At 64.2% G+C, this 20,661-nt stretch carries 22 protein-coding genes and 1 pseudogene; 18 read left to right on the top strand and 5 right to left on the bottom strand.

What is annotated here, in order from left to right:
- Window positions 1-134: 134 nt before the first annotated feature.
- The 16 genes and pseudogenes from urtA (at window position 135) to BLV07_RS06315 (ending at window position 14,708) form a co-directional block, all read left to right on the top strand.
- On the top strand, window positions 135-1,463 hold the full coding sequence (gene urtA, locus BLV07_RS06240) for an urea ABC transporter substrate-binding protein (protein ID WP_028177273.1): 1,329 nt from the start codon (window positions 135-137) through the stop codon (window positions 1,461-1,463).
- Between the two features lie 84 nt (window positions 1,464-1,547).
- Window positions 1,548-3,155, top strand: a complete 1,608-nt coding sequence (urtB, locus tag BLV07_RS06245; protein WP_091881250.1) for an urea ABC transporter permease subunit UrtB — start codon at window positions 1,548-1,550, stop codon at window positions 3,153-3,155.
- Window positions 3,152-4,321: an urea ABC transporter permease subunit UrtC gene (gene urtC / locus BLV07_RS06250; RefSeq protein ID WP_091881253.1), complete on the top strand. Its 1,170-nt coding sequence runs from the start codon at window positions 3,152-3,154 to the stop codon at window positions 4,319-4,321. The genes urtB and urtC overlap by 4 nt, the downstream gene beginning before the upstream one ends.
- Window positions 4,322-4,326: 5 nt before the next feature.
- Window positions 4,327-5,088, top strand: a complete 762-nt coding sequence (urtD, locus tag BLV07_RS06255) for an urea ABC transporter ATP-binding protein UrtD (protein WP_091881256.1) — start codon at window positions 4,327-4,329, stop codon at window positions 5,086-5,088.
- A gap of 3 nt (window positions 5,089-5,091) precedes the next feature.
- Window positions 5,092-5,787 carry an urea ABC transporter ATP-binding subunit UrtE gene (gene urtE / locus BLV07_RS06260; protein ID WP_091881260.1) on the top strand — a complete coding sequence of 232 codons (696 nt, stop codon included), beginning with the start codon at window positions 5,092-5,094 and terminating at the stop codon, window positions 5,785-5,787.
- 31 nt (window positions 5,788-5,818) lie between these two features.
- Window positions 5,819-6,649 (top strand): urease accessory protein UreD, encoded by an 831-nt coding sequence (locus BLV07_RS06265; RefSeq protein ID WP_091881263.1) that lies wholly within the window; start codon window positions 5,819-5,821, stop codon window positions 6,647-6,649.
- A gap of 37 nt (window positions 6,650-6,686) precedes the next feature.
- Window positions 6,687-6,989, top strand: a complete 303-nt coding sequence (locus tag BLV07_RS06270) for an urease subunit gamma (RefSeq protein ID WP_027553946.1) — start codon at window positions 6,687-6,689, stop codon at window positions 6,987-6,989.
- Window positions 6,990-6,998: 9 nt separating this feature from the next.
- Window positions 6,999-7,304 (top strand): urease subunit beta, encoded by a 306-nt coding sequence (locus tag BLV07_RS06275; protein ID WP_035708642.1) that lies wholly within the window; start codon window positions 6,999-7,001, stop codon window positions 7,302-7,304.
- A gap of 98 nt (window positions 7,305-7,402) precedes the next feature.
- Window positions 7,403-7,738 (top strand): annotated as a pseudogene (locus BLV07_RS48625) (endonuclease domain-containing protein); the annotation flags it as partial.
- Between the two features lie 132 nt (window positions 7,739-7,870).
- Complete coding sequence (locus tag BLV07_RS06285; RefSeq protein ID WP_091882030.1) at window positions 7,871-8,410, top strand: HD domain-containing protein; 540 nt, start codon at window positions 7,871-7,873, stop codon at window positions 8,408-8,410.
- A gap of 34 nt (window positions 8,411-8,444) precedes the next feature.
- Window positions 8,445-10,160, top strand: coding sequence for an urease subunit alpha (gene ureC / locus BLV07_RS06290; RefSeq protein ID WP_091881266.1), 1,716 nt, complete (start codon window positions 8,445-8,447; stop codon window positions 10,158-10,160).
- 128 nt (window positions 10,161-10,288) lie between these two features.
- Window positions 10,289-10,588 (top strand): putative quinol monooxygenase, encoded by a 300-nt coding sequence (locus BLV07_RS06295; protein WP_027553941.1) that lies wholly within the window; start codon window positions 10,289-10,291, stop codon window positions 10,586-10,588.
- Window positions 10,589-10,600: 12 nt separating this feature from the next.
- Window positions 10,601-11,218 (top strand): urease accessory protein UreE, encoded by a 618-nt coding sequence (gene ureE / locus BLV07_RS06300; RefSeq protein WP_091881269.1) that lies wholly within the window; start codon window positions 10,601-10,603, stop codon window positions 11,216-11,218.
- Complete coding sequence (locus BLV07_RS06305; protein WP_091881272.1) at window positions 11,199-11,927, top strand: urease accessory protein UreF; 729 nt, start codon at window positions 11,199-11,201, stop codon at window positions 11,925-11,927. The genes ureE and BLV07_RS06305 overlap by 20 nt, the downstream gene beginning before the upstream one ends.
- A gap of 183 nt (window positions 11,928-12,110) precedes the next feature.
- Window positions 12,111-12,734, top strand: a complete 624-nt coding sequence (ureG, locus tag BLV07_RS06310) for an urease accessory protein UreG (protein WP_091881274.1) — start codon at window positions 12,111-12,113, stop codon at window positions 12,732-12,734.
- A 315-nt stretch (window positions 12,735-13,049) separates the two neighbouring features.
- Window positions 13,050-14,708 carry a CHASE domain-containing protein gene (locus BLV07_RS06315; protein ID WP_091881277.1) on the top strand — a complete coding sequence of 553 codons (1,659 nt, stop codon included), beginning with the start codon at window positions 13,050-13,052 and terminating at the stop codon, window positions 14,706-14,708.
- Between the two features lie 7 nt (window positions 14,709-14,715).
- Here the strand turns inward: BLV07_RS06315 and BLV07_RS06320 are convergent, their stop codons facing one another.
- From BLV07_RS06320 to BLV07_RS06340, 5 genes are all read right to left on the bottom strand, one after another.
- Window positions 14,716-15,330, bottom strand: a complete 615-nt coding sequence (locus tag BLV07_RS06320) for a TetR/AcrR family transcriptional regulator (protein WP_091882033.1) — start codon at window positions 15,328-15,330, stop codon at window positions 14,716-14,718.
- 180 nt (window positions 15,331-15,510) lie between these two features.
- Entirely contained in the window at window positions 15,511-16,653 is a 1,143-nt protein-coding gene (locus tag BLV07_RS06325) for an OpgC domain-containing protein (protein ID WP_091881281.1), read from the bottom strand.
- Between the two features lie 186 nt (window positions 16,654-16,839).
- A complete protein-coding gene (locus tag BLV07_RS06330) occupies window positions 16,840-17,295 on the bottom strand; it encodes a hypothetical protein (protein ID WP_176945370.1) in 456 nt (151 codons plus the stop codon).
- A gap of 91 nt (window positions 17,296-17,386) precedes the next feature.
- Window positions 17,387-17,758: an ElaB/YgaM/YqjD family protein gene (locus BLV07_RS06335; RefSeq protein ID WP_091882036.1), complete on the bottom strand. Its 372-nt coding sequence runs from the start codon at window positions 17,756-17,758 to the stop codon at window positions 17,387-17,389.
- A 78-nt stretch (window positions 17,759-17,836) separates the two neighbouring features.
- Window positions 17,837-18,949, bottom strand: a complete 1,113-nt coding sequence (locus tag BLV07_RS06340) for an AI-2E family transporter (RefSeq protein WP_176945371.1) — start codon at window positions 18,947-18,949, stop codon at window positions 17,837-17,839.
- A gap of 211 nt (window positions 18,950-19,160) precedes the next feature.
- On the opposite strand from BLV07_RS06340, the gene BLV07_RS06345 reads away from it, so the two are divergent.
- Together BLV07_RS06345 and BLV07_RS06350 are read left to right on the top strand one after the other, a co-directional pair.
- Window positions 19,161-19,943: a L,D-transpeptidase gene (locus tag BLV07_RS06345; protein ID WP_091881287.1), complete on the top strand. Its 783-nt coding sequence runs from the start codon at window positions 19,161-19,163 to the stop codon at window positions 19,941-19,943.
- Between the two features lie 17 nt (window positions 19,944-19,960).
- Window positions 19,961-20,611, top strand: a complete 651-nt coding sequence (locus BLV07_RS06350; protein WP_091881290.1) for a DUF2865 domain-containing protein — start codon at window positions 19,961-19,963, stop codon at window positions 20,609-20,611.
- Window positions 20,612-20,661: the final 50 nt, after the last annotated feature.

The raw sequence follows: 20,661 nt of genomic DNA on the forward strand, positions 1-20,661 counted from the left end.
AATTATGTGAGCAGAGTCAAGGAGTTGATGGGTGCTCAGTCCATGGCATGGTTCTTGCGATTGCGTTAATCGCAGGCGGCCGTGGGGCCGTTTCGCAGCGTTTTTCACGTCTGCGTCAGGGAGATGAGACACACATGTTTAGCAAATCCACTCACGATATAGCGGCGTCATTTAGCCGCCGCGGCGTGCTCGCCGCGACCGCCGGACTGGTGCTTGGTCTGGCTTCATTGACTGGCGCGAAGGCCGCGGACGACACCATCAAGGTCGGCGTGCTCCACTCCCTGTCCGGCACCATGGCGATCAGCGAAACCACGCTGAAGGACACCATCCTCTTCCTGATCGACGAGCAGAACAAGAAGGGCGGCGTGCTCGGCAAGAAGCTGGAAGCCGTCGTCGTCGACCCCGCGTCGAACTGGCCGCTGTTCGCCGAAAAGGCGCGCGAGCTGATCACCAAGGACAAGGTCTCGGTCGTGTTCGGCTGCTGGACCTCGGTGTCGCGCAAATCGGTGCTCCCGGTGTTCAAGGAGCTCAACAACATCCTGTTCTACCCCGTGCAGTACGAGGGCGAGGAGAGCGAGCGCAACGTGTTCTACACGGGTGCGGCGCCGAACCAGCAGGCGATTCCCGCCGTCGACTATCTGATGAAGGAAGAGAAGGTGAAGCGCTGGGTGCTCGCGGGCACCGACTACGTCTATCCGCGCACCACCAACAAGATCCTGGAAGCCTATCTGAAGTCCAAGGGTGTGGCCCAGGAAGACATCATGATCAACTACACGCCGTTCGGTCATTCCGACTGGCAGACGATCGTGGCCGACATCAAGAAGTTCGGCTCGGCCGGCAAGAAGACCGCGGTGGTCTCGACCATCAACGGCGATGCCAACGTTCCCTTCTACAAGGAGCTCGGCAACCAGGGCATCAAGGCGAAGGACATCCCGGTCGTCGCGTTCTCGGTGGGTGAGGAAGAGCTCGCCGGCATCGACACCAAGCCGCTGGTCGGCCATCTCGCCGCCTGGAACTATTTCGAGTCGATCAAGACCAAGGACGGATCGAACGAGAAGTTCATCAAGGACTGGCAGGCCTACACCAAGAATCCGAAGCGCGTGACCAACGACCCGATGGAAGCGCACGTGATCGGCTTCAACATGTGGGTGAAGGCGGTCGAGAAGGTGAAGTCGACCGATCCGGACAAGGTGATCGATGCGCTTCCCGGCATCGAGGCGCCGAACCTGACCGGTGGCGTGTCGAAGATGCTGCCGAACCACCACATCACCAAGCCGGTGTTCATCGGCGAGATCAAGGCGAACGGCCAGTTCGACGTGGTCTGGAAGACTCCCGGCCTCGTCGCGGGCGACGCTTGGTCGAAGGAGCTCGAGGGCTCCAAGGACCTGATCGGCGACTGGGTCGGCAAGAAGTGCGGCAACTTCAACACCAAGACCAACAAGTGCCTCGGCTCGGGCTCCTGATCCCGATCTGACGCTCCATTGCACGACCGGAGGGGGCGGCGATCCCGCCGCCTTCTCCACTCATTTCTGCCGGGGTTATTCACAGTGCCAGCCCATTTGTCTGCCCGTCTCTGCTCGCTTGCACTCTCGTTGTTGCTGATCGCGTTCGCGCTGCCAGCCTTCGCCGGTCCGTTCGAGGATGCGGTCGCCAAATTCGCCAATGACGATTTTTCCGACACGGAAGAGGCGATCGGTGTGGTCGCGGGCAGTGGCAACAAGCTGGCTTTCCCCATCATCAGCGCGCTTCAGGACGGTCGCCTCATGGCGGATCCTGACAGCAAGAAGGTTTACGTCACCGGCACCGATGGCAAGTCGATTGATGCCGCGACCGGCGAGGCCGTTGCCAGCGTTCCCGACAGCGCGAGCGCGGTTCGCCTCAACAACCGCCTGCGCCGCAGCGTCGATTCCGCGCTCGGCAGCCTGACGCTTCAGTCGCCCGATCTCGGGACGCGCCTGCAGGCCGCGCAATCTGTCTTCAAGTCGCACGAGGAGACCGCACTCGAGGCGGTCGATGCCGCGCTCGTCAAGGAAACCAACCGATCCGTCAAGGCCGCGCTCGGCGAGGCCCGCGCCGCGATCCTGTTGTTCAAGTCCGACGCGACCGAGGTCGAGAAGCTCGAGGCGGTCGCAACCCTCAAGGCGCGCGGCGACCAGGAGGCGCTGGCGCTGCTTACCGGCATGGGCGACCAGCCGGCGTCGGTGACCAAGGCCGCGACGAGCGCGATCGGCTCGATCCAGTCTTCGCTCGCGGTCTGGTCCATGGTGCAGAATGCCTGGTACGGCCTCTCGCTCGGTTCGGTGTTGCTGCTCGCCGCGATCGGGCTCGCCATCACCTTCGGCGTGATGGGCGTCATCAACATGGCCCATGGCGAGATGGTGATGTTAGGGGCCTACACCACCTTCGTGGTGCAGGAGGTGATCCGCACCCGCTATCCCGGCCTGTTCGACTATTCGCTGCTGATCGCCGTGCCGCTCGCCTTCCTCGTCGCCGGCGCCATTGGTGTCTTGATCGAGCGCAGCATCATCCGCTTCCTCTATGGCCGCCCGCTGGAGACGCTGCTGGCGACCTGGGGCCTGTCGCTGGTGCTGCAGCAGGCGGTGCGCACCATGTTCGGCCCGACCAACCGCGAGGTCGGCAACCCTTCCTGGATGAGCGGCGCCTTCGAGCTCGGCCAGATCACCATCACCTATAACCGGCTCTGGATCCTTCTCTTCACGCTCGCCGTGTTCGCGATCCTGCTCGCGATGCTGCGCTACACAGCGCTCGGCCTGGAGATGCGCGCGGTGACGCAGAACCGCCGCATGGCAGCCTCGATGGGCATCGCCACCTCGCGCGTCGACGCGCTGACCTTCGGTCTCGGCTCGGGCATCGCCGGCATCGCCGGCGTGGCGCTGTCGCAGATCGACAATGTCAGCCCCAATCTCGGCCAGAGCTACATCATCGACAGCTTCATGGTCGTGGTGTTCGGCGGCGTCGGCAATCTCTGGGGCACGCTGGTCGGGGCCTTCACGCTCGGCATCGCCAACAAATTCCTGGAGCCAGTCGCCGGCGCCGTGCTCGGCAAGATCGCGATCCTGGTTCTCATCATCCTCTTCATTCAAAAGCGGCCGCGCGGTCTGTTCGCGCTCAAGGGCCGTGCGGTGGAAGCATGACCCCTCACATGCTGACGCGAACGCTGGACCGCAGCGCGACGATCTTCCTCTTGGTTGTCGCCGCGCTGGGCGTGCTGATCCCGCTGTCCAACCTGCTGCTGCCCGCGGGCTCGTTTCTCCAGGTGCCGACCTATCTGGTCGCGCTCTGGGGCAAATATGTCTGCTACGCCATCCTGGCGCTCGCGATCGACCTGATCTGGGGCTATTGCGGCATTCTCTCGCTCGGCCACGGCGCCTTCTTCGCGCTCGGCGGCTACGCCATGGGCATGTACCTGATGCGGCAGATCGGCACTCGCGGCGTCTACGGAAACCCGATTCTGCCCGACTTCATGGTGTTCCTGAACTATTCGAAGCTGCCCTGGTACTGGTACGGCTTCGACATGTTCTGGTTCGCTGCGCTGATGGTGCTGGTCGTGCCCGGCCTGCTCGCCTTCTGCTTCGGCTGGCTCGCCTTCCGCTCCCGCGTCACCGGCGTGTATCTGTCGATCATCACGCAGGCCATGACCTATGCGCTGCTGCTCGCCTTCTTCCGCAACGATTTCGGCTTCGGCGGCAACAACGGCCTGACCGACTTCAAGGACATTTTGGGCTTCAACGTCCAGGCGGAGGGGACGCGTGCCGCGCTGTTCGCGCTGAGCTGCCTGGCGCTGATTGTCGGTTTCCTGATCTGCCGCGCCATCGTCTCCTCCAAGCTCGGCAAGGTGCTGATCGCGGTGCGTGACGCAGAATCGCGCACGCGCTTCCTCGGATACCGCGTCGAATCCTACAAGCTGTTCGTGTTCACGGTGTCGGCCTGCATGGCTGGCGTCGCCGGTGCGCTCTACGTACCGCAGGTCGGCATCATCAATCCGTCCGAGTTTGCGCCAGGCAATTCGATCGAGGCGGTGATCTGGGTCGCGGTCGGCGGCCGCGGCACGCTGGTCGGCGCCGCGCTTGGCGCCGTCGTCGTCAACTACGCCAAGACCTTCTTCACCTCGGGCGTGCTCGCGCCGTACTGGCTGTTCATGCTGGGCGCGCTGTTCATCCTGGTGACGCTGCTGCTGCCGAAGGGCATTGTCGGCACCTTCAACGCCTGGTGGGCCTCGTCGAACGAAAAACGCACCGCAGCGACGTCAGTGAGCGCCGCGGCCGAGGACGGCGTCACCGAACCCAAGCTGGCGGAGTAGGCGCAATGAACGTCATGGACACCCGCGCGACCTCCGCAATGCTCTATCTTGACGGCGTGCACGTCTCCTTCGACGGCTTCCACGCCATCAACAATCTGTCGCTGACGCTCGAGCCCGGCGAGATGCGCGCCATCATCGGCCCGAACGGCGCGGGCAAGACCACGATGATGGACATCATCACCGGCAAGACCAAGCCCGACGAGGGCACCGTGCTGTTCGACGGCGTCACCGACCTGACGCGCCTCGACGAGACCCGCATCGCCGAGCTCGGTATCGGCCGCAAATTCCAGAAGCCGACGGTGTTCGAGAGCCAGACCGTGCAGGACAACCTCCTGCTCGCGCTCAATGTCGATCACTCCGTGCGCGGCACGCTGTTCTGGCGCGGCAGCAATGCGGAGTCCGAGCGCATCGACAAGGTGCTGGAGACGATCCGCCTCACCGACGCCCGCAACCGCCTCGCCGGTAGCCTCAGCCACGGCCAGAAGCAGTGGCTCGAGATCGGGATGCTGCTGGCGCAGGATCCCAAGCTGCTCCTCGTCGACGAGCCCGTCGCGGGGATGACCGACGTCGAGACGCATCTCACCGCTGAGCTCTTGAAAGAGATCAACAAGACCCACACCGTGATGGTGGTCGAGCACGACATGACCTTCGTGCGCGAGCTCGGCGTCAAGGTCACCTGTCTGCATGAAGGCACGGTGCTCGCGGAAGGAACCATCGACCAGGTCTCGTCCAACGAGCGGGTCATCGAAGTTTATCTGGGACGCTGAGCGATGCTTGAGGTCAAGGACATCAACCTGTTCTACGGCGCGGCGCAGGCGCTGCGCGGCGTCTCGATCTCGGCCGAGCCGGGCAAGGTGACCTGCGTGCTCGGGCGCAACGGCGTCGGCAAGACTTCGCTGCTCCGCGCCATGGTCGGGCAATATCCGATCTCCTCGGGCGCGATCGTGCTCGACGGCAATGATATCACGGGCCTGAAGCCCTACGAGCGGGCGCGCAAGGGCATCGGCTTCGTGCCGCAGGGCCGCGAGATCTTTCCGCTGCTGACGGTCGAGGAGAACCTCAAGACCGGCTTCGGCCCGCTCAAGCGCGAGGACAAGCACATCCCGGACGACGTCTTCTCACTGTTTCCGGTGCTGCAATCCATGCTCGGCCGGCGCGGCGGCGACCTATCCGGCGGCCAGCAGCAGCAGCTCGCGATCGGCCGCGCGCTGGTGATGCGGCCGAAGCTGCTTCTGCTCGACGAGCCGACCGAGGGCATCCAACCCTCGATCATCAAGGACATCGGCCGCGCCATCTCGTACCTGCGCAACCTCGGCAACATCGCCATCGTGCTGGTCGAACAATATCTCGACTTTGCCTGCGAACTCGGCGACAGTTTTGCCGTGATGGATCGCGGCGCGGTGAAATTCACCTGTGATCGCTCCAATCTCGACGCGAGCGAGATCAGCCGCCAGATGGCGCTGTAGGTCATTCTGCCGCGACCGGCTGGAGAGGCGGATGCGCAGCGACGTTTCAACCACGTCAGGGGTTTTCGAGGCGAACCGCGCTCGTGGCGCGGTGCGCTTCGACGTGCACGCACGCGACGGCGTGACGCGGCGTGGTGCCTTGCATGAATCCGGCTCGCTGCGCGTACGGTTTCCGTCGCCGGAAGATCATGGCCTGTCCGGCGTGTTCGTCAACACCGCTGGCGGGGTCGCCGGCGGTGATTGCTTCGACATCGAGATATCGGCGGCGGATAGCTCGCGATTGACGCTGACTACGGCAGCGGCGGAAAAGGTCTATCGCGCGTCGGGCTCGGCGGCGCAGCTCAATATCGGCCTGAAGGTCGGCGCGGGTGGGCATCTTGCCTGGCTGCCGCAGGAGACGATCCTGTTCGACCGTGCCCGCGTGCAGCGCCGCTTCGACATCGAGCTCGACGAAGCCGCCTCGCTCCTGCTTTGCGAGATCGTGGTGTTCGGCCGTACCGCCATGGGCGAGCGGATGGAGCAGGGCGAGTTCGTCGACCGTTGGCGGATGCGCCGCGGCGGCAAGCTGGTGTTCGCAGAGACCGTCCGGCTCGACGGCAATATCGGCGCAAAGCTCGCGCGATCGGCCGTGGCCAAGGGAGCTGCGGCGATCGGCACGACCCTGATCGTGCCCGGTGACGAGGCGCTGGTCGAGCGCATTCGCGAGGCATCGGAGTCTTTCTCCGGCGAGGTTGGAATCTCCGCCTGGAATGGCTTTGCAATGGCGCGGTTCTGTGCCCAAGATGCGGCGCGCCTGCGCGCCGACATGATGGCGGTGCTGGCGCGCACCGGTGCGGCCCTGCCGCGGCTCTGGCTGAACTGACTGGTTGAATTGACGTGTTGAACGGAAGAGATGTCGCATGAATCTGTCTCCCCGCGAAAAGGACAAGCTTCTAATCTCGATGGCGGCGATCGTGGCCCGCCGTCGGCTGGATCGCGGCGTCAAGCTCAACCATCCCGAGGCTGTTGCGATCATCTCCGACTTCATCCTCGAAGGCGCGCGCGACGGCCGCACCGTCGCCGAGCTGATGCAATCCGGCGCGCAGGTGCTGACCCGCGACCAGGTGATGCCCGGCATCCCCGAGATGATCCACGATATCCAGGTCGAGGCGACCTTTCCGGACGGCACCAAGCTCGTCACCGTGCACGAGCCGATCAGGTAGGAGCAGAGCATGATCCCCGGCGAACTCTTCATTCAGGACGGCGAGATCGAGCTCAATGCCGGCCGCAAGACCGTGACGCTGACGGTCGCCAACACCGGCGACCGCCCGATCCAGGTCGGCTCGCACTACCATTTCTTTGAGACCAACCCGGCGCTGAAGTTTGACCGCAAGAAGTCTCGCGGCATGCGCCTCGACATCGCCGCCGGCACCGCCGTCCGCTTCGAGCCCGGCCAGACCCGTGACGTCCAGCTCGTCGCCATGGCCGGCAAGAAGACCATTTATGGCTTCCGCGGCGACGTCATGGGGAAGCTGTAAGCTTGCACTAGTGCGGGACGCGGACCGTGATCCACAGTGAAGTGAGCACGATTGTCTCGCTCCCTCCCCCCTTGCGGGGGAGGGTCGGGGAGGGGGGTATGCCACACGACGAGGTCTCAGAGTTTCAAAGAATTCGTGCCAAGCAGTTGCGGCGCGCGATGACGCGCGCGGAGACACTGTTGTGGCGTCATCTCAAAGCGCACCGCTTGGCTCGGTTAGGTTTTCGCCGGCAAGCGCCGATGGGCAACTATATTGCCGATTTCGTGGCCCATTCCTGCAAACTTGTTGTTGAGGTTGATGGCGAAAGCCACGATTTCGAGGAACGCCTTCGCAAGGACGCGCAACGTGACGGGTGGTTCGCATCACGCGGCTATCGCGTGATGCGTTTCACCAATGAGGACGTGATGAAAAATCTGGAGGGTGTGGCTCTTGCCATCCTTCAGGCGGCGGAGCCCGGGGCCCCCCCCTCCCTGCCCCTCCCCCGCAAGGGGGGAGGGAACGGAGAGAGGACGCCGAGGAACGAAGTCGGCAACGGCACGATTGAGGCGGAAACGGAGGTGCTTGCCATGCTGTCCCCAATCCGCCTCGTCTCGGAAGCTGCCGACCTCGCTGCGCGCCGCCACAACGGCATGGCGCGCAAGGGGCGGGGCAACGAGCCCTACATCAATCACCTCGCCGAGGTCGCGAACCTGCTTGCGACCGCGACCGACGGCGCCGATGCCGAGCTGGTCGCGGCCGGCTGGCTGCACGATTCGATCGAGGACACGGACACCACCAGCAAGGAGCTCGCGCAGATATTCTCCGATCGTGTCGTATCCCTCGTCGTCGAATGCACCGACGACATGAGCTTGCCCAAGGCAGAGCGGCGGCAGAAGCAGATCGAGGACGCTCCGCACAAATCCCCCGGTGCCAAGCTGATCAAGATCGCCGACAAGATCAGCAACATCGGCGCGCGCATTCAAACCGATCCGACCGCTGAAGAGCGCGACGACCTCGCCGACTACAGCGACTGGGCTGAAAAAGTGGTCGCAGGCTGCCGCGGCGGCAATGCGTGGCTCGACGAGAAATTCGATGATGCCGTGAAAGCAGCGAGATCCTTGCTGTGACTGACCAGATGTTCAAACGCAATCGGGGCTTGTGATGTCCGTCAAGATCAAACGTTCCGTCTATGCCGACATGTTCGGCCCGACCACCGGCGACAAGGTGCGGCTGGCCGACACCGACCTCATCATCGAGGTCGAGAAGGATTTCACCACCTACGGCGAGGAGGTGAAGTTCGGTGGCGGCAAGGTGATCCGCGACGGCATGGGGCAGTCGCAGGTCACCAACCGGCAGGGCGCGGCCGACACCGTCATCACCAATGCGCTGATCGTCGACCATTGGGGCATCGTGAAAGCCGACGTCGCCATCAAGGACGGCATGATCTCCGCGATCGGCAAGGCCGGCAATCCCGACATCCAGCCCGGCGTCACCATCGTCATCGGCCCGGGCACTGATGTTATCGCGGGCGAAGGCAAGATCCTCACCGCCGGCGGCTTCGACAGCCACATCCACTTCATCTGCCCGCAGCAGATCGAGCACGCGCTGATGAGCGGCGTCACCTCGATGCTCGGGGGCGGCACCGGCCCCTCGCACGGCACCTTCGCCACCACCTGCACGCCGGGGCCGTGGCACATCGCGCGGATGATCCAGTCGTTCGACGCGTTCCCGGTCAATCTCGGGATCTCCGGCAAGGGCAACGCCTCGCGGCCCGCCGCGCTGGTCGAGATGATCCGAGCCGGCGCCTGCGCGCTGAAGCTGCACGAGGATTGGGGCACGACGCCGGCTGCGATCGACAATTGCCTGTCGGTCGCCGACGATCACGACATCCAGGTGATGATCCACACCGACACGCTGAACGAATCCGGCTTCGTCGAGGATACGATCAAGGCGTTCAAGGGCCGCACCATCCATGCCTTCCACACCGAAGGCGCCGGCGGTGGTCACGCGCCTGACATCATCAAGGTCGCGGGCCTGAAGAACGTGCTGCCGTCCTCGACCAATCCGACGCGGCCGTTCACGCGCAACACCATCGACGAGCATCTCGACATGCTGATGGTGTGTCACCACCTCGATCCCTCGATCGCGGAAGACCTGGCCTTCGCGGAAAGCCGCATCCGCAAAGAGACCATCGCCGCCGAGGACATTCTGCACGATCTCGGCGCGCTCTCGATGATGTCCTCGGACTCCCAGGCGATGGGCCGCCTCGGCGAGGTCATCATCCGGACCTGGCAGACCGCCGACAAGATGAAGAAGCAGCGCGGGTCGCTGCCGCAGGACAAGGGCAAGGACAACGATAATTTCCGCGTCAAGCGCTACATCGCCAAATACACCATCAATCCCGCGATCGCCCATGGCGTGTCGAAGCTGATCGGCTCGGTCGAGAAGGGCAAGCTCGCCGATCTCGTGCTGTGGTCGCCGGCCTTTTTCGGCGTCAAGCCGGACTGCATCGTCAAGGGCGGCAGCATCGTCGCGGCGCCCATGGGCGATCCCAACGCCTCGATCCCGACGCCGCAGCCGGTGCACTACCAGCCGATGTTCGGCGCCTTCGGCAAGGCGCGGACGGCGTCCTCGGTGGTGTTCACCTCGAAGGCCGCGGTCACGGGCGGTCTTGCGCGAAAGCTCGGCATCGACAAGAAGCTCTATGCGGTCCAGAACACCCGCGGCAAGATATCCAAGAAGAGCATGATCCACAACGACGCCACGCCCGATATCGAGGTCGATCCGGAGACCTATGAGGTCCGCGCCGACGGCGAGCTGCTGACCTGCGCGCCCGCCGAGGTGCTGCCCATGGCGCAGCGATATTTCATGTACTGAAATAGCGCCTCAACGCATGTCCCCGCATCAAGTCCGGAGGCAGCTTTTCCGGTGTTGCGTTCGATCCGGCCTGGTCTAATGTCCGGCCCGGTATCGTACCCTTAGAAGAAAAGCCGGGAGGATTTCTCGTGATCTATGTCGTTGCTACCTTGACCATCAAGCCCGAAACGCGCGCCGAATTCATTGCAGCTGCCACCGCCTGCATCAAGGAGACGCGGAAGGAGCCCGGCAATATCGCCTACGATTTGCACGAGAGCGTCACCGATCCCAGCAAGATGGTATTCGTCGAGCAGTGGGAGAATGCCGAGGCGCTGGTGCCGCACCGCGCCATGGAACACATGAAGACGTTCGGCCGCGTCGCGGTGAAGTGCTTCACGGCGCCGCCGAAGATCGAGGTGATCACGCCCGAGAAGGTCGAGACACGGTAACGGAGTAGACGCATGATCCGGGCGACGCAGGTCAAGGGGCAGCACCGCTTCACGGAAGCACCCGTGGACACGGTCGTGCTCGATTTCGACGATCGGCACCGCCGCCGCATGGCAATGACGGGGACGCGGGGGCTCGAATTCCTGCTCGACCTGGAGCATGCCGTCGCGCTGCGCGGCGGCGATGCCCTGGTGCTGGAGGACGGCCGGCTGGTCGAGGTGGTGGCGGCACCCGAGCCGCTGCTGGAGATCCGCGGTCGCGATCCGCACCATCTCATCCGCGTTGGCTGGCATCTCGGCAACCGCCACCTGCCGACGCAGATCATGGCCAAAGCCTTGCGCATCCGCCGCGACCACGTCATCGAAGCCATGGTGAAGGGTCTCGGCGCGCGCGTGATCGAGATCGAGGCGCCGTTCGATCCCGAGGGCGGCGCCTATGCCGATGCCGGCCACGCGCATGGGCACGACGATCACGCACATCACGATCACCATGATCATCACGGTCATGATCACCACCATCATGGCCATGCCGCGCATGACCATGGTCACGATCATCACCATCACCACGACGAGCATTGCGACCACCCCGACCATCATCACCACGGCCACAAGCATGCTCATGACCACAAATGAGCCGGTCAGCCGCGCTGACCTCACTGGGCGCGAGGCGGCGGCGCTGTACCGGTTGATGACCTGGCTGTCGCCGGCATTCCCTGTCGGCGGGTTCTCCTATTCCAGCGGCATCGAATGGGCGGTCGAGGCCGGCGATATCACCGACACCGCGACGCTGGCGGACTGGCTCGATGCGATGCTTGGCGACGGTTCGGGCTTTTGCGATGCGACGTTCCTGGTCCATGCCTATCGCGCCGCGGAAGCGGGCGAGACCACCACTTTGAACGATATCGCCGAGCTCGCCGCCGCCTTCGTGCCGTCGCGCGAACGACAGCTGGAGACGACCTCGCAGGGCCGCGCCTTCATCGACATCGCCCGCGCCGCGTGGGATGCCGATGGCCTGGATGCCATGGTTGCGGCATGCCGCACGCCGCTGGTCTATCCCGTCGCGGTCGGCGTGGTCGCCGCGATGCATGGCGTGCCGTTGGCGTCGACACTCCACGCCTTCCTCCATGCCCTGGTCTCGAACTGGATCTCGGCGGCCAGCCGTCTCATTCCGCTCGGCCAGACCGACAGCCAGCGTGTGCTTGTGAGGCTGGAAGCCGCAGTCGGCGCGGTCGCCAATCGTGCGCTGAATGCGACATTGGACGATCTCGGCAGCACGACTTTCCGCGCCGATCTCGCCAGCCTAAGGCACGAGACACAATATACGCGGCTGTTCCGGTCGTGAGCACGTTGCGTCACACTCCGCCGTCGTCCCGGCGCAGGCCGGGACCCATAACCACGAATCTTCGTGGAGATGGAAGGATGCGGCCACAGCCCGTCCTATCAACCGGGTTCGGTGGCTGTGGGTCCCGGCCCCCGTGCGCGAACGCGCACTAGGCCGGGACGACGTTAGGAAAGAGCGAGCGACATGTCGAAAACTCACGGACCCTTGCGTGTCGGTGTCGGCGGCCCGGTCGGATCGGGCAAGACCGCGCTGATGGACCTGCTCTGCAAGACCATGCGCGCGCGCTATGACATCGCCGCGATCACCAACGACATCTACACCAAATGGGATGCGGAATACCTCGTGCGTTCGGGCTCGCTGACGCCGGACCGCATCGCGGGGGTCGAGACCGGCGGCTGCCCGCACACCGCGATTCGCGAGGACGCCTCGATGAATCTCGCCGCGGTGGCGGACATGCGCGCGAAATTCCCGGACCTCGATCTCGTGCTGATCGAGTCCGGTGGCGACAATCTGGCTGCCACTTTTTCCCCGGAGCTGGCCGACCTCACCATCTACGTCATCGATGTTGCCGCCGGCGACAAGATCCCGTCCAAGGGTGGCCCGGGGATCACCCGGTCAGACCTTCTTGTCATCAACAAGATCGACCTGGCACCCCATGTCGGGGCCTCCCTCGAAAAGATGGAGACGGATGCCAAGCGCATGCGCGGCCAGCGTCCCTTCGTCATGACCAACCTGAAGAAGAGCCAGGGTCTCGATCGCATCGTCGGCTTCATCGAGACCAAGGGTGGCTTAAAACGGGACGCTTAAAACCGCGGGGCCCGACGGACGCGACGACTTAGCGCAGGCGTTTTTGCCCTAACACCCCGGGGCAGGGCGGCAACCGCGGAACAAATTTCGGACGGGGCGATTAACTACCTCTTGGCCCCCAAGGGGCAAATCCGTGCGGCCGGACCATCGGCCGGACGGATTAAGCTTTTCAGCCGACCTACGTTGCGTACTGATGCCTCCTCCTCCATTATCTCCGCCACTGGGGGTTCACCCTGTTTCGGCACATGGCCGTTCGATCGGCGTTCATATGCTCCATGTTTATTGCCGACCTCCTGCTTTCGCCTGAGTAGTCGCGTGGTCCGGCTGGGTTTCATCATTGGCTTCATCGCTCTGCTCGGAGCCTTGCTCTCCGGGCTTGCGGCCTATCGCGTTCACGATCAGGAGCTGGCGCTGGACCGGATCGCGCTCGCGCGTGCGATCGACGTTCACGCAAGCCTGGTCCAGGATCGCCTCACCGAGCGGGAGCTGCTCGCGCGTGTCGCCTCCGGCTTGTTCCGTGCGCCATCCGTGATCAAGCCGAGCATGCTGGAGCCGCTGCGCTCGGCCATCTACGCCTTCAAGACCGACTTCGTGGTGGCCGGCTGGATTGCCCGGCTGAAGCCGAACGAGCTTACGGCGGCGCAGGCTGCCATTGCCGGCGCCGGCTTCCCCAATCCGCGGATCCGCATGTTTGACGACAAGCCGATCAATTCCGCCGATGTCACCCAGCCGATCGACGTGCTGATGGACCTCGAGCCGCGCAGCAACGAGACCAAGGCGCTGCCTGGCCGCAGCTACGATCAGGATCCGGTTCGCAGCGCCATGCTGACGCGCGCCCGGGTCGAGAAGCGGTCGATCGCCTCAGACCCGATTCCGCTGCTCGGCGGCAACGGCCCGATCGGCGTCATCGTGGCCGCGCCCGTCATTCCCGAAGGTGCAACGGAGCCCGCCGGGTTCGTCACATTTTCCTACGAGCTTGCTTCGCTGATGCTGACCAATGACGACATGTCGTTGTTCTCGGTCGCGCTCAGGGATCCGCGCAGGGACGGCGGCGAGCTCGTTGCCAACGACCAGGGCGTGGTCTCCACGCGTATGACGGCGGCGGACGGACTGGCGCCGTCGGCCATGCGCACGGTGAGCTTCGGTGGCCGTGACTGGCAGCTCGCCTATTACGCGAAGACCAATTCGGCGCGTCGCGCCGAGCAGACCGCCATCATCGTCGCGGCGATCGGCCTCGCCATCACCGCGATGGTGTGCGGCCTGTTCGGCTATGTCGCCTATAACAATCTGCGGCTCAGCCGGGAAATCCAGGTGCGGATCGGCTTCGAGCGCCGGCTCACCGCTGTCATCGACGAGCTCAACCACCGGGTCAAGAACATCCTGGCGGTGATCCAGTCGATCGTGACACGCACGCTGCGCCACGGCTCGGACATCGACGTCGCGCGCGAGTTGCTGATCGGCCGCATCCACGCCATGTCGAACGTGGTCTCGCTGCTCAGCGAGAGCCAGTGGCAGGGTGTCAAGCTGAAGGGCCTGTTCGAAGCGCGCGCCATCCCGCATGCTGATCGCATCGCCGTCACCGGTCCCGACATCGCGGTCAGCGCGCGCGCGGCGCAGAGCCTGTCGCTGCTGTTCTTCGAGCTCGCCTCGCATTCCGACGAAGGCCTGTCGCTGGTCGGCAAGCATCCGCACATCACCGCCAATTGGACGGTGACGGGCGAGGAGCCCGACGAGATTTTCAATTTCCGCTGGGAGGAGTTCAACACCAGCGAGGCGACGCGCCGCCCCGATTCCGATTTCGGCCTGATCCTGCTCGACCGCGTCGCGCCCGAGGCGCTCGGCGGCACCGCCAAGCGCTACTTCACCGACGTCTCCTACGTCTACGAGCTCATCGCGCCGATGGAGACGGTGGTCGACATGACCGAGCGCGATCGTACCGACAAGATTTCGGCCCCGGTCAGGCCCGTGCGGTGATGCGAGGTCAGCCCTTCGGCCGCAGCACCAAATCGACCAGATTGCGGGCGTAAGCCGGCGTGATCGGTGCGATGCCGAAGACATAGCGGTAGAACAGGCCGCCATAGATTGCGTCGTAGAGATCCCCGGGCAGTCCCTCGGCCAGGATGCTGCCGTCCTTCTGGCCCGCCGCGATCATCTCGACCAGCGCGTCGCGGCGGAACTGCAGATAGCGGGCGTAGAACAGCTCGGCGGAGCCGGTCTTCGAAATGCATTCGGAGATCACGGCGAGCTGCACCTTGCCGAACTCGCCCTGGAGCGCCTCGGCATAGGCCGCGGCATGGCGGCGTGCACGCGCCGCGGGCGTTCCGGAGCTCACCGGCGGCAGCGGCAGCATCTGCGCGGCGTGGTGGAGAAAGGCGTCAATCAGAAGCGCCTCGCGGGACGGCCACCATTTGTAGATCGTCATCTTGGAGACGCCGGAGTGCCGCGCGACCGCGTCGATGGTGGTGGCGGCAAGACCGGTGGTGGCCATCAGCGCATAGGCGCTTTCGAGAATGGCGTTGGTGGTCTCGATCGATCGCGGCCGGCCGCGCCGGGGCGCGCCGTCGGCCCCATCACCCTCGCTGTTCGCCGTCACCACGTCCGGTCTCCTCGCTACCCGCTTCTGCTCCGCATAGCGCAGCCGCGGCCGCCGGCCCAGAGCTTGATCCGGAAAAGTGTGTAGCGGTTTTCCGAAAAGATCATGCTCAAACAATAACCTAAAGTGCGATGACGATTCATCCTGATCTCACGCGCTTTAGGGGAATCGGATGCGCACCGGCTAGGCCTGCTGCCGCAAGGCGGCGGGCAGGTCCTGCCACTTCGACCAGGCGATGTAATAGGCGACCGCGGTCATCGCGGCGAAGCCGGCGAGGCTCACCACGACCTGCATCACCATCATATTGGGCCCGGTGATCAGGATGAGATGACCTGCAAAGGACAGGAATACGCCGACGCAGAACACGGCGAGCCATTCCTCGCCGCACCTGATGACCGCCTGTAGCGGCTTTAGTTGCAGGCCGGGATGATCGGCCGGAATGAGATGGGTCGCGAGGAAGGCGAGCGCGAGGAAGTGAAGCACGCGATAGGGCGCGAGGTTTTCCTTGTCGGTCGGCGCAATGCCGTTGAGGAGGACGTCCGGCAGATAAGCGGAGAGCGCCGGTGAATGGCGCATCAGGGTGACGGCCATCGCGAAGATGAGATAGGTCCCGGCGAGGATCCGCAGCCAGGGCGTGCCGCGCAGCGCCCGCCCGGGCGCGCCTGTCACGGCGAACCAGCCGCCCAGCACCATCAGCATCTGCCAGCAGAGCGGATTGAAGGTCCACTCCTGGTCCGGATAGACCCGGAAATTCCAGTCGAACCAGCGTGCGGCAAGGTACAGCGCGACCGATGCCGCCAGCGTCACGTTCGGCCGCCGCAACAGGCCCCAGAGCACAAGCGGAAAGAAGGCCATCAGCGGGACCATCAATTGCAGGAGGTCGAGGTTCAGCGGCTCCTCCTGGAGCACGAGACCGCGGATCAGGATGCGCAGCGGGTGCTCGAGAATCCCCGAGATGTTGTATTCGTGGATGATTTCCGGTGCCATCGATTGCGAGGCGACATAGGCGATGGCGTCGATATAAATGACGAACAGGACGACGTAGGCGGCGTAGAGCCGCCAGACGCGTCGAAAGATGCGCGTCGCCGCGACGACGTAGCCGCGCTCCAGCGCCATCCGGCCGTGGATGATGGCGACGCCATAACCGGCCACGAACACGAACAAATCCGCGGCGCCGCTGAAGCCGAAGTTTCGCAGCGTCAGCAGGTTGACGACGTTGTTCGGGATGTGATCGACGAAAACCGACCAGTTGGCGATGCCGAGTGTCAAATACAGTCTGGCGTCGGGTTGAAATGCGGCGAGGTTCGCCTTGACGGACGGTTTCATCACGAAAAACTTTTGGAATCAGGGGCGACGCTTTTAGCGGCAACCGCCTGCCCATCCGAGTAGCGTTTGCGTGATGGCGAGGGCATTCGTGCCGGATGGCGCAAAATTGCGCGGGACCGCTCGGACCGATTTGCGATCGATGGGGTCGGAGGACTTACGACGAAATTTTCTAACCCGCTCTGACCATTATTCTGCAGGTTCGGCCGACGCCTCGTCTGCTACGCCAGCCCGGCTCGCCATGATTCCGAGTGCGACCCCACCGATCGCGAGGATCGGCAACAGCCGCCTGACGCCGATGGCACGCACGATCTGAAGTCCCGTAGCGAGCAGCATAGGGTCCGCAAGCATGCTCTGTGCCATCGACTTCGCGGCGCGCTCGGCCGCGATCTGGGCGCGCTTCTGCACCTCGCGCTTGTAGCCCCAATAGGTGCCGGCGGCGGTGAGCGTCAGCAGGAAGAAGATGCCGGCGCCCGCAAGGCAGGCCTGAACCGGGCCATATTTCTCCAGGACCGAAATGAAGGCCGCGGCGCAGAGGAAGCACGTGGTGATGAAGAGCGCGAATGCCGTGCCTGCGGCCAGCGAGGTCAGTCGCACAGTGGTGCCGGTGGATGCACTGATCCCGTCGATGATGCGCTGAAACATGGCCTTGCTCCTCAAATCCCCCACAAGCCGAACCGCCACACGCCGGCGTCGGGTGCGGCAGCGCCGCCGTCTCGAGATCCGTTCCGCAAGCCTACCGCCGCCAGGCGGCGCCGATCAGGAAGCCGATGCCGAGGGCGAGCCCGACGGTCGCGAGCGGCCGCTGCGTGATGGCCTCTTCCAGCGTCTCCTCGATCGAACCGTAGGCGTCTTGCGCAGCCTCCATCATCGCGCTGCCGCGGTCGGACATGTCGTCCATCGCGGAATCCATGTTCTCGCGCGCCTGACGATAGCCGCGGCGAGCCTGCCTGCTGGTGGAATTGGCGAAGGTATTGAGCGCGTCGGTGATCTGTTCGGTGAGGGCGGCGATATCGCTTTTCACGGCTGCTACATCCTTCTCGAGGCGTTCCCTGGTGGCTTTGTCGGTCCAGTCCTTCATCCCGGCTTCGGCATTGGTCGTGGACATCGGGAGCTCCAAACTGTTGACGGCTGAGATAGCCGGAGAACGTTTCGTGGTCGGGGAAGTTCCGTCCACGGAAACCGCTCAGGCCTGCGGCAACTGCGGCGAATCCGCCGGCAACAGATGCTCCTTGAGGATCAGGCCGACGATCAGGAGCGGCGACGATAGGAACGCGCCCATCGGGCCCCACATCCAGGTCCAGAATGCCAGCGCGAGCAGGACCGCAAGCGCATTCAGCGCCAAGCGCCGGCCGATGATGGTCGGGGTGATGAAGTGCCCTTCCAGGAAGGTGAGGCCGCCGAAGGCGAGCGCCGCCATCAGCGCGCCGCTGATGGTCGGGAAGGCGACCAGCCCCACCATGACCAGTACGGCGAACATCGCGATCGGCCCGATGATCGGAATGAAGTTGAGCGTTGCCGCAAGTGCGCCCAGGCCGGCCGGATTGGGCATGCCAGTGAGCGCGCAGATGAGGCCGGTGGCGACGCCGACGCCGACATTGATGACGGTGACGGTCAGGAGGTAATTGCCGAGATGGACCTCGATCTCGTTGAGAATACGCAGTGTACGCAGCCGCGCGTCGTGATTGCTGAAGTTCATGATCATCGCCCGCCGCAGGTCGCGCCAGCTTGCGATGAACAGAATGAGGGTGACGAAGAACAGCAGAAATTCAGTAAAGGTCGGCGACAGGAATTCCAGCGTCGGCTGCACCCACTCGATCTTCGGCAACTGGAAGCTGGGGAATTCCTCCGAGCCGCCGACCATGGCTTGCAGCTCGCGCCACAGCGCCAGTGGCCGGTCGAACACGTGCAGCTTGTCCTTTAGTTGCGCGCCGAGCTCCGGCAGGTGCGTGCTCCATTCCATCACAGGCGAGGCGATCAGCGCGACCGCGAACGCGACCACTGCCGTACCCGCGATAACGATCAGGACGGCACCGAGAGCGCGCGGCACCTTGCATCGCTCGAGGAAGCTCGCCGCCGGCGACAGCATGGTGCCGATGACGAAGGCCATCACCACGGGCAGGAAGAACGCTTTTCCGACATAGAGCACGGTGACGACCGCAATCAGCAGGAGGCCTGCGAGTGCGAAAGCGACGAACTCGGTGCGGCGGATGACCGGTGGCAGCTCACTATGGCTGTCGGGAAGCGGTTCACCTTCGCTGTTGCCGGGAATCAGACGTTCGCTGGGAAGGACGCGCACAATATCTCTCCCGCACGCGCAACTCGCGATCCGCGCGCCCATCGACGATCCGACAACGTGCTGGCTGAGCAAGGGTTCCGTCGCGGCTTCGTGAAGACGCGCTCGCTTGACTGTGACGTCGCTGCCGCAGAGTTCGGCGGAACCTGAGTCGGCCCGGTCGCGTTTGTTGGCGACAGCATCACCCAGATGCACACATCCAACGGGGCAGCTCATGACAAGGTTCTCTCTCGTCCGCCGCTTCTCACCGCGCGCCGTCACTGCGTTTGCCTTCGCAAGCGCACTGCTCATCATGCCCTTTGGCGGCGCGCGTGCGCAAACCCTCGGCTTTGTGCCGATGCAGTCGCAGTCGTATCCGCAGGACCAGGGCTATTCACAGGCTTATGGAAGCGAGGCACCGCAAGCCGCAGACGAGGACGCCCGGCTGCCCGATCGGCTGCGCAGGCAGATCGTCAGCTTCGACAGGAGCGAGCCGGCCGGCACCATCGTCATCGATACCAACAACACCTATCTCTACTACGTGCTCGGCCAGGGACGCGCGATCCGCTATGGCGTTGGTGTCGGCCGCGAGGGCTTTACCTGGGCGGGCGTTCAGAGCATCAGCCGCAAGGCCGAGTGGCCGGACTGGCATCCGCCGGCCAAAATGATTGCGCGCCAACCCTATCTGCCGCGCTTCGTGGCGGGCGGTCCGGGTAACCCGCTCGGTGCCCGTGCGATGTATCTCGGCTCGAGCGAATACCGCATCCACGGCACCAACGATCCCAGCACCATCGGCAAGTTCGTCTCCTCCGGCTGCATCCGCTTGACCAATGAGGACGTCATCGACCTGTTCGGCCGCGTCAATGTCGGGACAAAGGTCGTGGTGCTGCCAAAGAACGCGCCGCTGATGGCCAAGGGAAGTGACAAGGGAGGCGATTCCGTGCGCAAGCACCCGGCCATGACGACGCTTCCCTCGGGCCACCAGGCGCTGAATATCTCGGCGTCGTCGGTGAACTGAGAGTTGAGTGAGGCTACATGAAAAGACGTTCGTTCGGTAAACTGGTTGGTTGTGCGGCGGCCTTGTTCACCGTCACCGCCCTCGGCCTCGCGTTGACGCCGTCGGCGCATGCGGAGGATTTCTTCTCGGCGCTGTTCGGCGCGTTCGGCGCACGGCCTCCCCAGATCCGGACGCCGTTCCCAAACGATGACATGCCGCGCTACGACATGCCGCGCCAGCGAGCCGCCTATGGTGGCGGCGCCGCCTATTGCGTGCGCGGATGCGATGGCCGCTATTTTCCGGCGCAAGGAACGGATGCCGAAAGCAAGGCGCAGTCCTGCAAGAGCTTCTGCCCGGCGTCCGAAACCTCGCTGGTCTATGGCAGCAACATCGACGATGCCACGACGGAGAACGGAAAGTCCTATTCCGATCTGCCGAACGCCTTCCGCTATCGCAACGAGATCGTCGCGGGCTGCACCTGCAACGGCAAGGATCCGGTCGGGCTCGCCCAGGTCAAGGTCGAGGACGATCCCACCTTGCGCAAGGGCGACATCGTCGCCGGCGCTGGCGGCCTTGTGATTGCCACCCGCAATGCCAACGACCGCCGCGGCGTCGCGATGAATTTTTCGCCGCTGCCGGAATCGGTCCGCGCCAGATTCCGCCAGGTGCCGGTGGTGGCGAAGGAGTAGGGGAGCTCTCTCCACGTCGTCCTGGCTTTCGCCAGGACGACGGCGAGGGT

It is taken from the genome of Bradyrhizobium sp. Rc2d (genome assembly GCF_900099855.1).
Lineage (GTDB): Bacteria > Pseudomonadota > Alphaproteobacteria > Rhizobiales > Xanthobacteraceae > Bradyrhizobium.

Coding starts and splice junctions, on each gene's coding strand:
- ureC (WP_091881266.1), top strand. CDS start 8,445: ATGTCCGTCAAGATCAAACGTTCCGTCTATGCCGACATGTTCGGCCCG.
- BLV07_RS06275 (WP_035708642.1), top strand. CDS start 6,999: ATGATCCCCGGCGAACTCTTCATTCAGGACGGCGAGATCGAGCTCAAT.
- ureE (WP_091881269.1), top strand. CDS start 10,601: ATGATCCGGGCGACGCAGGTCAAGGGGCAGCACCGCTTCACGGAAGCA.
- urtA (WP_028177273.1), top strand. CDS start 135: ATGTTTAGCAAATCCACTCACGATATAGCGGCGTCATTTAGCCGCCGC.
- urtC (WP_091881253.1), top strand. CDS start 3,152: ATGACCCCTCACATGCTGACGCGAACGCTGGACCGCAGCGCGACGATC.
- urtE (WP_091881260.1), top strand. CDS start 5,092: ATGCTTGAGGTCAAGGACATCAACCTGTTCTACGGCGCGGCGCAGGCG.
- BLV07_RS06285 (WP_091882030.1), top strand. CDS start 7,871: ATGCTGTCCCCAATCCGCCTCGTCTCGGAAGCTGCCGACCTCGCTGCG.
- BLV07_RS06305 (WP_091881272.1), top strand. CDS start 11,199: ATGCTCATGACCACAAATGAGCCGGTCAGCCGCGCTGACCTCACTGGG.
- BLV07_RS06325 (WP_091881281.1), bottom strand. CDS start 16,653: ATGAAACCGTCCGTCAAGGCGAACCTCGCCGCATTTCAACCCGACGCC.
- BLV07_RS06265 (WP_091881263.1), top strand. CDS start 5,819: ATGCGCAGCGACGTTTCAACCACGTCAGGGGTTTTCGAGGCGAACCGC.
- BLV07_RS06335 (WP_091882036.1), bottom strand. CDS start 17,758: ATGTCCACGACCAATGCCGAAGCCGGGATGAAGGACTGGACCGACAAA.
- BLV07_RS06350 (WP_091881290.1), top strand. CDS start 19,961: ATGAAAAGACGTTCGTTCGGTAAACTGGTTGGTTGTGCGGCGGCCTTG.
- BLV07_RS06330 (WP_176945370.1), bottom strand. CDS start 17,295: ATGTTTCAGCGCATCATCGACGGGATCAGTGCATCCACCGGCACCACT.
- urtD (WP_091881256.1), top strand. CDS start 4,327: ATGAACGTCATGGACACCCGCGCGACCTCCGCAATGCTCTATCTTGAC.
- ureG (WP_091881274.1), top strand. CDS start 12,111: ATGTCGAAAACTCACGGACCCTTGCGTGTCGGTGTCGGCGGCCCGGTC.
- BLV07_RS06270 (WP_027553946.1), top strand. CDS start 6,687: ATGAATCTGTCTCCCCGCGAAAAGGACAAGCTTCTAATCTCGATGGCG.
- BLV07_RS06345 (WP_091881287.1), top strand. CDS start 19,161: ATGACAAGGTTCTCTCTCGTCCGCCGCTTCTCACCGCGCGCCGTCACT.